This window comes from Ruegeria sp. BI7 (genome assembly GCF_056537925.1).
The window spans coordinates 151,498-164,466 of sequence record NZ_JBQFSK010000006.1; the positions used below are offsets into that span (position 1 = coordinate 151,498).

Annotated in this window: 14 protein-coding genes; 12 read left to right on the top strand and 2 right to left on the bottom strand. The window is 52.4% G+C overall.

The window, feature by feature from the left end; translation table 11 throughout:
• Window positions 1-29 precede the first annotated feature (29 nt).
• Window positions 30-863 carry a CE1 family esterase gene (locus ACR0JB_RS15040; RefSeq protein ID WP_170399888.1) on the top strand — a complete coding sequence of 278 codons (834 nt, stop codon included), beginning with the start codon at window positions 30-32 and terminating at the stop codon, window positions 861-863.
• A gap of 89 nt (window positions 864-952) precedes the next feature.
• Here ACR0JB_RS15040 and ACR0JB_RS15045 read toward each other — a convergent pair whose 3' ends face one another.
• Complete coding sequence (locus ACR0JB_RS15045; RefSeq protein WP_170399890.1) at window positions 953-1,810, bottom strand: LysR substrate-binding domain-containing protein; 858 nt, start codon at window positions 1,808-1,810, stop codon at window positions 953-955.
• An 85-nt stretch (window positions 1,811-1,895) separates the two neighbouring features.
• Here ACR0JB_RS15045 and ACR0JB_RS15050 point away from each other — a divergent pair, with 85 nt between their 5' ends.
• From ACR0JB_RS15050 to ACR0JB_RS15060, 3 genes are all read left to right on the top strand, one after another.
• On the top strand, window positions 1,896-2,918 hold the full coding sequence (locus ACR0JB_RS15050) for a permease (RefSeq protein ID WP_170399892.1): 1,023 nt from the start codon (window positions 1,896-1,898) through the stop codon (window positions 2,916-2,918).
• Window positions 2,919-3,696: 778 nt separating this feature from the next.
• Window positions 3,697-5,586, top strand: coding sequence for an SLC13 family permease (locus ACR0JB_RS15055; protein ID WP_170399894.1), 1,890 nt, complete (start codon window positions 3,697-3,699; stop codon window positions 5,584-5,586).
• Window positions 5,587-5,815: 229 nt separating this feature from the next.
• Window positions 5,816-6,721: a haloalkane dehalogenase gene (locus ACR0JB_RS15060; protein WP_170399896.1), complete on the top strand. Its 906-nt coding sequence runs from the start codon at window positions 5,816-5,818 to the stop codon at window positions 6,719-6,721.
• A gap of 32 nt (window positions 6,722-6,753) precedes the next feature.
• Here ACR0JB_RS15060 and ACR0JB_RS15065 read toward each other — a convergent pair whose 3' ends face one another.
• A complete protein-coding gene (locus tag ACR0JB_RS15065) occupies window positions 6,754-7,641 on the bottom strand; it encodes a LysR family transcriptional regulator (RefSeq protein ID WP_480790031.1) in 888 nt (295 codons plus the stop codon).
• A 104-nt stretch (window positions 7,642-7,745) separates the two neighbouring features.
• Between ACR0JB_RS15065 and ACR0JB_RS15070 the strand changes: the two genes are divergently transcribed.
• The 8 genes from ACR0JB_RS15070 to ACR0JB_RS15105 all read left to right on the top strand — a co-directional run bounded on the left by ACR0JB_RS15070 (window position 7,746) and on the right by ACR0JB_RS15105 (window position 12,954).
• Window positions 7,746-8,036, top strand: coding sequence for a putative quinol monooxygenase (locus ACR0JB_RS15070; protein ID WP_480790032.1), 291 nt, complete (start codon window positions 7,746-7,748; stop codon window positions 8,034-8,036).
• Window positions 8,037-8,062: 26 nt separating this feature from the next.
• Window positions 8,063-9,076 carry a zinc-binding alcohol dehydrogenase family protein gene (locus ACR0JB_RS15075; protein ID WP_480790033.1) on the top strand — a complete coding sequence of 338 codons (1,014 nt, stop codon included), beginning with the start codon at window positions 8,063-8,065 and terminating at the stop codon, window positions 9,074-9,076.
• Window positions 9,077-9,457: a VOC family protein gene (locus ACR0JB_RS15080; protein ID WP_480790034.1), complete on the top strand. Its 381-nt coding sequence runs from the start codon at window positions 9,077-9,079 to the stop codon at window positions 9,455-9,457.
• A gap of 144 nt (window positions 9,458-9,601) precedes the next feature.
• Window positions 9,602-9,985 (top strand): nuclear transport factor 2 family protein, encoded by a 384-nt coding sequence (locus ACR0JB_RS15085; protein ID WP_480790035.1) that lies wholly within the window; start codon window positions 9,602-9,604, stop codon window positions 9,983-9,985.
• A gap of 136 nt (window positions 9,986-10,121) precedes the next feature.
• Complete coding sequence (locus ACR0JB_RS15090) at window positions 10,122-10,625, top strand: aggregation factor core (protein ID WP_480790036.1); 504 nt, start codon at window positions 10,122-10,124, stop codon at window positions 10,623-10,625.
• A 13-nt stretch (window positions 10,626-10,638) separates the two neighbouring features.
• Window positions 10,639-11,091 carry a TspO/MBR family protein gene (locus ACR0JB_RS15095; protein WP_480790037.1) on the top strand — a complete coding sequence of 151 codons (453 nt, stop codon included), beginning with the start codon at window positions 10,639-10,641 and terminating at the stop codon, window positions 11,089-11,091.
• Between the two features lie 11 nt (window positions 11,092-11,102).
• Complete coding sequence (locus ACR0JB_RS15100; protein WP_480790038.1) at window positions 11,103-11,657, top strand: CIA30 family protein; 555 nt, start codon at window positions 11,103-11,105, stop codon at window positions 11,655-11,657.
• 124 nt (window positions 11,658-11,781) lie between these two features.
• Complete coding sequence (locus tag ACR0JB_RS15105) at window positions 11,782-12,954, top strand: adenylate/guanylate cyclase domain-containing protein (RefSeq protein WP_480692033.1); 1,173 nt, start codon at window positions 11,782-11,784, stop codon at window positions 12,952-12,954.
• The last annotated feature ends 15 nt before the right edge of the window (window positions 12,955-12,969 follow it).

Below are 12,969 nucleotides of genomic sequence, written 5' to 3' on the forward strand. Positions count from 1 at the left end.
TGCTAACATGAATCCCCGAGGGGGACATTATGCACAACAAAGTAATGGCCGTTTTTGTTTTACTCGTGAGTTCAGGGCAGGCAATCGCCCTTGATTGTGGTGACAAAACAAAGTCGTGCAAAATTGAAACTGGAGAATATCATATCGTCCTTCCGGACGATTGGCAGGGTGGACCTGCTGTGATGCACCTGCACGGTTATGGGGGTACAGGTGAGAAAATTGTAGGGAACACGGCGTTTGTTGAAGAATTTACCAAGCGAGGATACGCATTTATCGCGCCGACCGCGCTCCCTTGGTTGGATGGTAAACCCACCGACTGGTCTGTTCGAGACGGTTGGAACACCTACCCCCGCTCTGACGCAAGGTTTCTCCGCGAAGTTTTGGCTGACGCTGCCCTTCATGCAAACGTGAATGTGGGCCGGGTGTTGCTGACAGGGTTTTCCAGAGGCGGGTCAATGGCCTGGGAAGTTGCTTGTCATGCACCGGATTTGGCTCTTGGTTACGCGCCGGCGTCCGGTGGTTTCTGGCTCCCGGCGACCGAAGATTGTCTAAAGCCGGTACACTTGCTTCATACCCACGGGTTTGCCGACAAAGTTGTTCCGCTTGAAGGTCGCGCAATACACAGCGAGGAGTTTGACGTTACCATCACGCAAGCAGATATCTGGCAAGGCCTGTCGATGTGGCGGCAAGAAAACAAATGCCCACCCAATGCTGCACATCACGAAATGACCGAGGGTCTGTGGCGCAAACGCTGGAACTGTGAATACGGTAGTCTCGAAATCATTCTGCACGATGGAGGGCACGGTTACCCAAAAGGATGGAGCTCCATAGCGCTTGATTGGTTTGAAAGTCTGGAAAACTGACGCACCATCAATTCCAATGAAATTTGGTTTTGCCACGGTGAGACTTAGAAGAGCTTGTGGGTCGCTCGGCTGGCCAAAAGGCACGTCTTCTAGATTTTAGTTAGAAATGCAGAGCGGATAGCTGATTTCATGGCATCCAATGGCCCGGTTTCCTGTGAACCGGCTGCCGCCATCACTAGCTTCGAGGCCGGCGTTCTGCTGAAGCCAAGGGTCTCGCCCACTATCGACAGATTGGCATGAAGTGAGGAACGCCCCAGCAGACCAGCCGCGATCCCAGCTTCTACTGCCGCGATTACGCCAGAAACACTTTGGCTTGAATAGATGACGCGATATGGTTTCGAACGGCGCTCCAGAGAAGCGATTGCCGCATCGCGCCACCAGCAGGCGTGATCGAACAAGGCAACGGGCAGAACTTTTTCTGCGCGGAAATCCCGATGCGCGGATGAGACCCAGCATGTTGGATCTTCGTACAACAGTTCCTCATGTTTCCCTAGGCGTTCCACCTCATAGATTGCGAGGTCCAGAGATCCTTTGTCGAGCGCTTCGGGAAACCTCGCACTGATAGCGCAGGTTACCTCCAGTTCGACTTGTGGATGGTGACGCGTAAACGCGGCGATAATTTGCGCCAGCTTAGCTCGGCCATGATCATCGGGAATGCCCACGCGCAGTTTTCCGGTCACGGCAGTTTGGGAAATGTCCCGCAATGCCACGTCGAGGCGGTTGGTCACGTCCTGAGCAACAGGCAATAGCCGATGACCCGCATCACTTAGGGTAACTCCGCGCCCGTGCCGCTCAAATACGGGTTGGCCGAGGATGGATTCGAGGCGTTTGATTTGAAGGCTCGTGGCGGATTGGGACCTATAGATGCGTGCGGCGCCATCCGTGACGCTGCCTGCTTCGGCAACAGCAACAAAGGTGCGCAACAAATCGCTATCCAGATTTTCCATTCGAAACACCAATATCAGTGATTGAAACTATTCGTTTCACACATGTCTTTTCATCTCCTATTTTTCAAGATCAAAGGAGTATCCTATGACCGATCAGACAATTGTCCGCCGGCAATCAGGTAAGGCCTACATGGTCTGGGGCGTGTGCCTATTGCTGCTGATCAGCATCAGTTTCGTCTGGCCGGAACACATTGCGGACGCCACCAGATTTGTTCTCTGGGGCCTCGTTGTCGTTGCCCCGATAGTTATCCCGGGCATCGTTCTGGCGGCCTGGATTATCGCCAGTGGAGCAGACACCCACATTGCAGGCGTGTTCGAAGGCAAGACTCTTCGGACGGTTGCGGCCGCATCTTTGATCGGGGCCATTACGCCAGTTTGTGGTGTCACAGTACTGCCATTGATGGCTGGGTTGTTGGCTGCTGGCGTGCCGCTTGCCCCGATCATGGCGTTTTGGCTGTCATCCCCGATCACAGACCCTGCAATGCTCGCAACGACGGCTGCCACTTTGGGACTGAGCTTTGCAATTGGCAAAACGTTCGCAGCATTCGGATTGGGTGTGTTCGGAGGGGCGGTTACTAGCTTGTTTGCCAAAGCACCTTGGGCATTGAATGCGCTTCGCAACAATGGTCTGGCACGCCAATTGAGCGCTGCGCGATGTGGCAATGACCAAACCTTCGATCCAAGGGTTTGGAGAACTCAAGCGCGTCGGCATTCATTCAGCAAACAATTCTGGGCGACGGCACGACTTATCGCAATCTGCCTGATCCCTGCCTTTGCGGCCGAATACGCGTTGAATGCTGCTCTGACCCCAGGAATGCTTGCGGCTTACGTAGGCGAGGATCAATGGTGGGCCATACCCGCTGCGGTATTTGTTGGCGCCCCAGCCTATATCGATGGCTACGCCGCACTCCCTCTAACGCGCGGACTGATTGACAACGGCATGTCTGAAGGTGCCGCCATGGCCTTTTTGGTTTCAGGTGGTGTGGTCAGTATCTGGGGCGCAATGGCCATCGCCCCGGTTCTCAAACTGAAGCCATTCTTGCTCTATCTTTTGCTTGCCATTTTGGGATCTCTCGCCGCGGGATATGCTTTTGGGTGGATCGCCTAACCGCACATGAGAACTTGAGCAGGTATCGGCAAAGCACAATTCAATTCCGCAATTCAGGCATAGAATCGTTGTCGAGGAAAACGACGGCTTTTGGCTCGTTCGGCTAAATCGAATAGAATGCACGTCACGGCCTTCCGCTGTATTTGGGCTTCAGAAACTGGATTCCAGTTCCGCTATTTACCACAAGCGCTGACGGGCTTCGTCCTTCAGATAGGGGTTGAAATTTGCTGCTCAAAATGCACCTATGATTGAAAGGTAGCCTTTTAAAGCTGAAGAAGGTGCGCGACAGCTGCCATCAATTGAGAGCGTTTTTCGAACCGCGCAAATTTATGGGCGAATCGTGCAAGCTTATGCGAAAATACTGCGCAGAGTTATGGGCGAACACAGCCGAATTTTCTGAATGAATACAATGACAGCAATGCAGCGTTATGAGCGTACCTACAGTCTCTGTAGCCGCTTTCGGCTCTTCGGGCAGATATCGCCATGTCAGCCAACATACTGCTAAACCAAATACACCGACGCCGACGGCGAAGATTGAAATGATCTGATCAGACTCCATCCGCTCATTTTATCATAGAGATCCTAAGAGGAGAAAAAAAACATGCACTAGCGGCCAAATTGGACCAGTCAGATAAGGTTGCTTACAGGTTTCAGCAGATACCACGTCCGAGAAAACGAGCCGCGTGAGTCGGACTGATAGATTTTGGACTTATCTGCCGCGCAGAGTTGGTTCTTCGTATTTGCCGCTAGTCAGGTAACGTCAGGTTGGGAGTACGATATGGAATTACCAACACTGACGTACGAAATGATAGCCGTACTGAGTCTATTGTCTTTTACGGTCTTACTTTTTGTTACCGAGATTATACGGATCGATGTTGCAGCAATTCTTGTAATGGTTTTGCTTGGCGCACTGAGCTATCTACCGGGGTTAAATAATCTAGCCGATATATCCAAGCTCTTTGAAGGTTTCTCCTCCAACGCTGTGATGTCCATCATCGCAGTGATGGTAATTGGGGCTGGGCTTGATAAGACTGGACTTATGTCAAAGGTCGCGGCCTTGATCCTCAAGAATGGTGGCACGACAGAGGCCCGGATAATCCCCATAATTTCAACAACGGTTGGTGTCATCAGCTCTTTCATGCAGAACGTCGGAGCTGCTGCGCTTTTTCTGCCTGTTGTTAGCCGCATCTCAGCACGTACAGAAATCCCGATGAGTAGGTTGCTGATGCCCATGGGGTTTTGTGCGATACTGGGTGGTACGATCACATTAGTCGGATCGTCGCCCCTCATCCTTTTAAATGACTTGATTGTTTCAGCAAACTCATCCCTTCCGGCTGACCAACAAATGGAGACATTTGGGTTGTTTTCAGTCACGCCCATCGGCGTGATGCTGGTGCTGACAGGGGTGCTTTACTTTGTGCTCTTTGGTCGTTGGGTCCTTCCAGCGCAGCGAGAGCGTGGAGAAGACGCAAGCTCAGCTCGGTCGATGCAGACCTATGTAGAAAACACCTATGGGCTTAGGGCCGATATGTTCGAGATTCGCGTTCCAGAAGGCTCGATCTTGATTGGACAAACGCTCGCGGATGTCATGGTCGCCCATAACATTTACATTCTTGGTACATCCTATCGCGGCCACAAGGTCATCGCGCCGATGGCTGATACCAAGATCGAAGCGCCAGCGCGGCTTGCAGTGCTTGGCCTGCGCCGTGTGGTTGAGCATCAGTTCGCTGAGCCTTACGGCCTAGAGATCCTACCCCAACTAGACGTCTTTGCGGATGATTTCGCCGCGACCCAATCGGGGGTGGCAGAAGTTGTTATTCCGCCCGGTTCATCGGTTATTGGCCAGACCCCGATCGATCTGCGCCTCCGTCAGACACACGGTTTGTCTTTGTTGGCCATTCAGCGCGGCGAGGAAACACTGAGCCACGTTGAAACTGAGGATCATTCAGCCACGCATATCGGGCAAGTCCCTTTGCAGGCTGGTGATACGTGTGTGGTGCACGTGCAGTGGGACCGTCTGACACGACTGAAGTCTGACAGGGATTTTGTCGTCGTTACTTCGGATTTTCCCCAAGAAGAGTTACGTCCACACAAGGTCGGATGGGCGCTTGCTTTCTTCCTAATAGCGTTGAGCTTAATCCTGTTTTCCGATCTGCGCTTGTCATTATGCCTGTTGATCGGCGCTATTGGGATGGTTTTGAGCCGGGTGCTCTCGATTGATGAAGCCTACGAGTCGATCAGTTGGAGCACAGTTTTTCTGCTCGCTTCGCTGATCCCGTTGGGCCAGGCGGTTCAGAACACCGGCACTGCGGATTGGATTGCAGCGCATGTGTTGGCTCTACTGAAGGGGTGGCCGATCTGGTCTTTGCAAGCAGGAATCGCCATTTTGGCGACAGCGTTCACGCTGGTCATGTCGAACGTGGGTGCAACTGTTCTGCTGGTGCCGCTGGCGGTTTCTATCGCCATATCGGCGGGTGGTAACCCGGCTGTATTTGCTCTCACAGTAGCAATTTCAACGTCCAACTCATTTTTGATCCCAACCCACCAGGTGAACGCGTTGATCATGGGCCCAGCAGGCTACCGGGTGGTCGATTTTGTTCGCTCGGGCGGAATTATGACTCTCCTTTTCTTGGTTGTCTCAATGACCGGGCTTGCGATTTTCTTCTGAGTCGCCTCTCGGCGATCCGTGCAGATGAACTCACAATATAAGGTTTTTGAGACCATTTTTTTTGGCGCAGATTCAAGACGTCTGCGAAAAGGGCCTCCTCCGCGAGGGACCGAAGTAACGCGTCCAACTCAACCAAACCTGAAGTCGGTATACGCTGGAACTGGACCGTTTTAGTTTTATCGATCACTGTTGTTGGACCAAGACCGTCAGCAATTTTGGAGAGTTCACGATGAAGTTCCTTCGAACACCTGACCATCGGTTTGACGGGTTGCCAGATTTCGCATTCGGCCCGAACTATCTTGATGTGGATGATACCGAAGGCGGTCGTCTCCGAATGCACTATTTGGACGAGGGGCCGACACAGGTACCGCCTGTATTGTTGATGCACGGAGAGCCCACCTGGTGTTTCCTGTATCGGCACATGATCCCATTATTCAAAGATGCGGGCCGCCGAGTTCTGGCGCCTGATTTGATTGGGTTCGGACGGTCGGACAAGCCTACTGAGCGGTTCGATTACACCTACCAACGTCATGTAGACTGGATGTCCGAATGGTTGCGGAAAGTTGACCCGATGGGCATCACATTGGTTTGTCAGGACTGGGGCGGGCTCATAGGCTTGCGGCTGGTTGCGAGTATGCCCGAGCGGTTCTCTCGGGTAATTGTGGCAAACACGGCCTTGCCCACTGGTGACGCGCCCTTGAGTGAGGCGTTTCTTTCATGGCGGGAATACTCGCAATCCGTGCCTGAATTTAATTCGGGCCGCATCGTATTCGGCGGTACAACATCCAAGATTTCAGACGAAGAGGTCGCAGCCTACAACGCACCGTTCCCGGATGCGCGCTATCTGGCGGGCGCTCGACAGTTTCCAATGTTGGTGCCCGACAAACCCGACAACCCAGCTTCTGAAGCCAACCGAGCCGCATGGAAAACCCTAAAGATCCTCGACACTCCGTTTCTGACCGTTTTTGGAGAAGATGACAGGGTCATGGCGGGGGTAGACAAACTGTTCCAAAAGTCGATCCCTGGGGCAGTTGGTCAAAACCATACCGTTGTGCCTAAAGCCGGGCATTTCATTCAAGAAGATGCTGGCAGAGAGCTAGCACAGGCGACTTTGAAATTCATTAAGCAAACCTAGCTGATATCAGTCTAGTTTCTTCCCCTGTGGCCTCAATTCACACCAAATTTGCGCCGCAAGTGCTCGGCCAAGGCCGTTATGCGACGTGGTTGGGCTCGGCTAGGCGGAAACATCATTTGCAAAGGTTTCGGTGGTGGGAGGAAGTCGCGCAAGACAGAAACAAGTCTGCCAGATCGAACATCTTCGCCTACATCCAGCTCTGACTTCAATACGACCCCATGGCCTGCAATCGCCCAATCGCGGATGAGTGAACCATCATTGACTATTCGATTTCCCTTTACCGATACGCGCTGGGCATTTGGCCCTGATCCAAACTCCCAAACGTTGTCGATCATGTCGCCAAACCTCATGACCAAGCAGTTGTGGATTAATAGATCTTCTGGTTTTTCGGGCGTTCCGAATGAGGCCAGATAACTTGGGGACGCACATACGAAACGTTGGTAGCTTCCTAGATTTCGCAACCTGAGCGAGCTGTCTGTAATGTTTCCGAAGCGAACGGCGAGGTCGAAACCCTGGCCCACAAGGTCGACATAGCCGTCTGAGAGGGACAATTCGATTGAGACGTCAGGGTTCTCTTCGGTAAATTCGGCAATAACCTTGGAGACAATGCTCCGTCCCAAGTCAATCGGCGCACTTATGCGAATTGGACCAGACAGAGTTTCAGCGCCGTGCCGAACAAGTGTATCCAAGTCCGCAACCTCACTGAGTACGCTTCTTGCTCCGTCAGCTAGTGTCCGGCCTTCTTCGGTCAGGCTAATAGAACGGGTTGTGCGGTTGAACAAAACCACACCGTAATGTGCCTCGAGAGCCGCGAGCCGCTCGGACACTGTCGTGCTCGACATACCTGTGTCGCGCGCCGCAGCCACAAGACTGCCTTTCTCGGCTATGGTCAGAAACAAGCGAAGATTGTCTAAATGCATTAAACGGTATTTCCGGATTATATGTTCGATTATACCCCGTTTATCCCGAAAAGACTGCGGCGTAAATCTTGCGCATCGCTCAAGAACACAAGGGACCTATTCCAATGGCCAAGCTGACAATCCTCGCCAACATCAAAGCCAACCCCGACAAGATCGACTTCGTAAAGGGTGAGCTTATCAAGCTCATCGACATAACCCGTGCCGAAGAGGGTTGCATTAACTACGACCTGCACCAGGACAACGACAACCCGGCTCATTTCGTGTTCTACGAAAACTGGGAAAGCCGAGAACTTTGGCAAACCCACATGGGTGCTCAGCACCTTGCGGCTTACCTGGAAGCAACCGAAGGCGCCGTTGCAGAATTCACGCTGAATGAAATGACAGTCATCGGTTGATACAGAACCGGACAAAGGAGCACGTTATGAAAGCCGTGGGATACCGTGAGACAGGGTCGATTGATCGGGCGGACGCCTTAATCGACTTTGAGGCCGATAAACCGACGCCTAAGGGGCGCGACTTGTTGGCGAAGGTGCAGGCCGTGTCAGTGAACCCGGTCGATACGAAAATTCGGCAAAAACGTGCTCCTGCGGCCCCAGCACCTGATATTCTGGGGTGGGACGCAGTAGGGATCGTCGAAGCAGTTGGCGAAACGGTTGAGACTTTCCGTCCGGGAGATGCAGTTTGGTATGCCGGGGCAATAAACCGACCGGGAACCAATGCCGAGTTTCATCTGGTGGATGAACGTATTGTCGGAGCCGCGCCAAAGTCCATACCGGCGAAAGCGGCTGCGGCGATGCCGCTAACGACGCTCACCGCTTTTGAGATGCTGTTCGACCGCTTGCGAGTCCAAAATGCCGTTCCCGGCGGAACAAAGACGTTGCTGGTTATTGGTGGCGCAGGCGGTGTCGGGTCAATCACCATTCAATTGGCGCGGGCTCTCACTGACTTGACGGTGATTGCCACTGCGTCCCGGGCCGAGACACAAGACTGGGTTCGAGAGCTTGGCGCACACCATGTCATCAACCATGCGGAACCTTTTAGCGCACAACTCGAGGCTCTCGGTATCGACAGCGTAGATTTCATCTATTCCACGAACCATTCCCAGCTTTATGCGCCCCAAGCTGGAGAGGTGATGACGCCCCAAGGTCGCTTTGGGTTGATTGATGATCCTGAAACCTTCGACATCGCGCCGTTCAAACCTAAATCGATCTCATTGCATTGGGAGTTCATGTACACTCGGTCGCTTTTTGGGACTGGAGATATGAACCGTCAAAGCAAAATCCTGAATCAGGTCGCGGGGTTGATAGATGACGGAAAGATCAGATCCACAGCGACCGATACACTTGGTAGGATCAATGCTACAAACTTAAAGAAAGCGCATACAATCCTTGAAAGCGGCATGGCCAAAGGAAAGCTCGTGCTTGAGGGTTTTTAGATGAGAATTGAGCGACTGGATCATGTGAATATCGTAACGACTAAGTTGCCTGAGATGGTTACTTGGTATGAAGAGGTCTTGGGTTTAAAACTCGGGGCCCGCCCTGATTTTCCGTTTCCCGGAGCTTGGTTGTATGCGGGTGATCACGCCGTGGTTCACCTTGTGGGTCACGAAGGAATGCCTAATGTCGGCTCCGAAGTGAAGCTCAAGCTCGAGCATTTTGCGCTCTCAGCCACAGGGTTGAGAGCATTCGAAGAAAAACTGATCTCGTGTCAGATCCAGTATCGCAAATCCGAAGTCCCGGGATCCCGAATGATCCAAATCCATGTGGCCGATCCTGATGGAAATCACATTCACATAGACTTCGAGGAAGGCGAGTGAGTGACAAAACCTCGAAATAGTTGGAACACAAAATCAAGCGCGTAGCCTCTTGCCGATTAGTGGTCGAGTTCCTTGCCGGGTTGCTTCCAAGAATTATGCGGACCAACATTTTTAGGTGGTACAAACGTCGATTTGGAGATCAGCATGCCGGACCTTGGAACAAACAAGAAAAACGTCATCGCTTTCTACGAGATGATGTTCAACGAGTGTCGACCTGCCGAGGCCATAGCGACCTTTGTTGGGGAAACCTATACGCAGCACAACCCACATGTTGGCGACGGCAAGCAAGCTTTTGTCGAGTATTTTGAGCGCATGGCCGCCGAGTACCCGGGAAAGCGTGTGGATATCAAACGTGCCTTTGCTGAAGACGACCACGTTATTTTGCATTGCCACCAAATCTGGCCCGATGGTCTCGAGTACGCAGGCATCGATATTTTTCGCCTGGATGTCGATGGGAAGGTTGTCGAGCACTGGGACGTTCTTCAGGAGGTTCCGGCAAACAGCGAGAATGAAAACGGCATGTTTTGACTTAACCGTTCTGACAGCGGCGCATGGAACTTTGAAAGGTCCTGTCGGCTGAACCACGATAGTCAAAGGGCATAAGTCTGATCCAAGAAAGCCGCCAGAGCGTATTTGTCAGGAACCTTGTCGAAAGGAGAAAAAAATGCTTCCGACCAGAATTATTGCGGTGTGCCTCGTACTTTTCGCAGCTACTTCGATTCAAGCTGGTGTACAAATTCGCTTCATAGAAGGTGCACCCAAGGACCGTTTTGTTCTGACAAATGTCGGAGCGTGCGAAGTAGAAGCCTCAACCCTCAAAATTGACTTGTCGCAATCTGCCGGACGCCTGATTTTCGATGTCACCGAAAGTGGCGCAGGCGTAGAGGTATTCCAGCCGCTTGAATTCGTTGAGGGTGCTGATGCACTGCGGCAACTTCCTTTGGTGGTGGACGGGCAAAACACAATTGAACTTGAGATAGCCTCCCTCGCAGTCGGGGACAAACTCGCCTTTACCATCGATGTTGATGATACAATCGGGCAACGCGAAATCACCGTAACCGGGTCCGAGATCGAAGGCGCAACAGTGTCATATGCCGACGCAGTTGAGACCAAAGCTGCAACCTTCTCTTCCGACGCAGTTGTCAACGTAGCGACCAAGGACTGCTGAAAGCTGCCTTACAATGTCGAACTGGATGGTCCGCATAGCATTTCTTGCCCTCGTGATGGGAGGCGGCATCCTGATCGGGATATTGACCGCACCCGGCGATTGGTATGGGCAGCTTTCTAAACCCGCCTTCAACCCACCAAATTGGGTTTTTGGCCCAGTTTGGACGGTGCTCTATGTCTTGATTGCTGTGACGGGTTGGCGTCAGTTTGAAACAGACCGAAGTTCGACCGCAATGAAGCTGTGGTGGGCGCAGATGGGTCTGAACTTTTTGTGGTCTCCAACCTTTTTCGTACTGCAACAGCCGTGGTTTGCCCTTGTGGTCATTGTCGCGTTGTTGGTTGTCATCGTCATGTTCATCGCTCGGGTCAGGAATTCGGATCAGGTTTCCGCACTGGCCTTCCTGCTGTACTTAGCATGGGTCGCATTTGCCACGGCGCTTAACCTTTCCATTGCGATATTGAACTGAGGAAGAACAATATGCGTGGCAACTTCGTTGGGCTTGTTTCAGGGCTATTTATCATCGGATCTACAATGGCGCAGGCTGATGGAAATCTTGCTGAGGACTTCTCCGAGTCTCCGGAGACTCGTTGGGACTACATTGCCGACACCGTCATGGGAGGGGTCTCTTCAGGGCAGGTGCAGTTTCATTCGGAAGGTGATGTTGCATTCGCGCGGTTGACCGGAACCGTGAGTACAGAAAACAACGGCGGCTTCATCCAGTTCCGACGCAAGTTGCCTGATCGGCCAGATACGGGTGTATCAGGTGTCAGGCTATTGGTCCGGGGCAACGGCGAACAATACTTCGTCCACCTCAGGACAAGTGGCACCGTGCTTCCATGGCAATACTATCAGGCCGAGTTCGCAACTTCTGACGAGTGGGCCGAAGTCTATTTGCCTCTGTCAGGCTTCAAAGCTTCAGGTGCCATGTTGCGCGCTATTCCCGTTGCGGACGCAATAACCTCAGTTGGGGTTGTAGCCTTCGGGCGCGATCATGAGGCCAACGTAGATGTCAGCGAGATTGGTTTCTACTGAAGGTCGCCCGGGCGCAGCGCTCCAATCTTCGTTGAACCAGCCAGATCAGGCGACTCAAAAAAACAAGCGACGTTGCCAATCCAATAGTCTTTGCTGATCGTTTCCATGCGACTAACTTGGGTCCATGGAAGAAGTCACTCGACTAACCGAATGGATGATTACAGAAGGTCGTCGCTCCGGCGATCCCGTAAAGGTGGTGTCACAGTTTTGTTCCTCCTTGGTCGAAGCCGGAGTTCCGCTGTGGCGAGTAAACATTGGCCAGCGCTTTGCCAATCCACTGCTTATTGCTTGGGGCGTGGTTTGGACGCCCAACGGCACCGACAGCTACGATGTCACACATGAGACGACGTTGACGGATGGTTATGTTGGGAGCTCATTCGAATATATTCTGGCGAATAGAAAGCCGCTTCACAAAAGTCTCCAGCAACTGGACTCAGAAACAGAGCATTCATCCTATTTGGAATTTGCAGAGCAAGGCGGCACCGACTACTACGCTACTTTGCTTTATTACGGTGATGGATCGCTGCATGGTTGTACGTTCGTTACACAGGCGCCGGATGGATTCTCGCCGGAACATTTAAGGCTGATTGAAGCGGTCTTACCGGCCCTTTCTTCGGCTCTGGAACCTGTGACGATGCGAAAATCGTCTAAAGGTCTACTTCGAACCTATTTAGGAGATGGGCCTTCCGAGGCAGTCTGGAGCGGTAACATCAAGCGCGGTGAGCGAACAACTCTGGATGCCGTGGTTATGTTCTCTGATCTGCGAGGCTTTACGGCACTTTCCGAAACCTCTACGGAAGAAGAAGTCTTCGACACGCTCAGCGACTATTTTGATCTGGTGGTCAAAGCCGTAGAAGACAACGGTGGAGACGTCCTCAAGTTCATGGGTGATGGCATCCTGTCGATCTTCACTATTGAATCTCAAAAAAACCATGCCGACCGTTGCAGAATGGCGGCTCTTGCAGCGCAGAGTGTGCTGAGAGGTTTGAAAGCTCTCAATACTAGACGAGACGAGTTCCAAAAACCGCCCTTGGACATTGGAATTGGGATCAACGTTGGGCAGGTCAGCTACGGTAACATCGGCAGCCCCGGCAGGCTTGATTTTACGGTTTTGGGCGGTGCGGTGAACGTCGCAAGCCGAATTGAAAACTTAACAAAATCAATTGGTCAGAGAGTGTTGGCGACGTTAGCCGTTGCAAGTGCTGCACCGAACATGTTCGTTAGCTGTGGGGATCACCAAATACGTGGCCTTGCTCGGCCCATTGAGCTGTTCTTTCTCACTGAAGGGGCGCAATAATCAGGTAAAAACAAC

Bases quoted from the DNA above. Each gene is read 5' to 3' on its own strand.
- ACR0JB_RS15065 (WP_480790031.1), bottom strand. From the start codon at position 7,641: ATGCATTTAGACAATCTTCGCTTGTTTCTGACCATAGCCGAGAAAGGC.
- ACR0JB_RS15070 (WP_480790032.1), top strand. From the start codon at position 7,746: ATGGCCAAGCTGACAATCCTCGCCAACATCAAAGCCAACCCCGACAAG.
- ACR0JB_RS15085 (WP_480790035.1), top strand. From the start codon at position 9,602: ATGCCGGACCTTGGAACAAACAAGAAAAACGTCATCGCTTTCTACGAG.
- ACR0JB_RS15060 (WP_170399896.1), top strand. From the start codon at position 5,816: ATGAAGTTCCTTCGAACACCTGACCATCGGTTTGACGGGTTGCCAGAT.
- ACR0JB_RS15050 (WP_170399892.1), top strand. From the start codon at position 1,896: ATGACCGATCAGACAATTGTCCGCCGGCAATCAGGTAAGGCCTACATG.
- ACR0JB_RS15100 (WP_480790038.1), top strand. From the start codon at position 11,103: ATGCGTGGCAACTTCGTTGGGCTTGTTTCAGGGCTATTTATCATCGGA.
- ACR0JB_RS15080 (WP_480790034.1), top strand. From the start codon at position 9,077: ATGAGAATTGAGCGACTGGATCATGTGAATATCGTAACGACTAAGTTG.
- ACR0JB_RS15040 (WP_170399888.1), top strand. From the start codon at position 30: ATGCACAACAAAGTAATGGCCGTTTTTGTTTTACTCGTGAGTTCAGGG.
- ACR0JB_RS15095 (WP_480790037.1), top strand. From the start codon at position 10,639: ATGTCGAACTGGATGGTCCGCATAGCATTTCTTGCCCTCGTGATGGGA.
- ACR0JB_RS15045 (WP_170399890.1), bottom strand. From the start codon at position 1,810: ATGGAAAATCTGGATAGCGATTTGTTGCGCACCTTTGTTGCTGTTGCC.
- ACR0JB_RS15105 (WP_480692033.1), top strand. From the start codon at position 11,782: ATGGAAGAAGTCACTCGACTAACCGAATGGATGATTACAGAAGGTCGT.
- ACR0JB_RS15090 (WP_480790036.1), top strand. From the start codon at position 10,122: ATGCTTCCGACCAGAATTATTGCGGTGTGCCTCGTACTTTTCGCAGCT.
- ACR0JB_RS15055 (WP_170399894.1), top strand. From the start codon at position 3,697: ATGGAATTACCAACACTGACGTACGAAATGATAGCCGTACTGAGTCTA.
- ACR0JB_RS15075 (WP_480790033.1), top strand. From the start codon at position 8,063: ATGAAAGCCGTGGGATACCGTGAGACAGGGTCGATTGATCGGGCGGAC.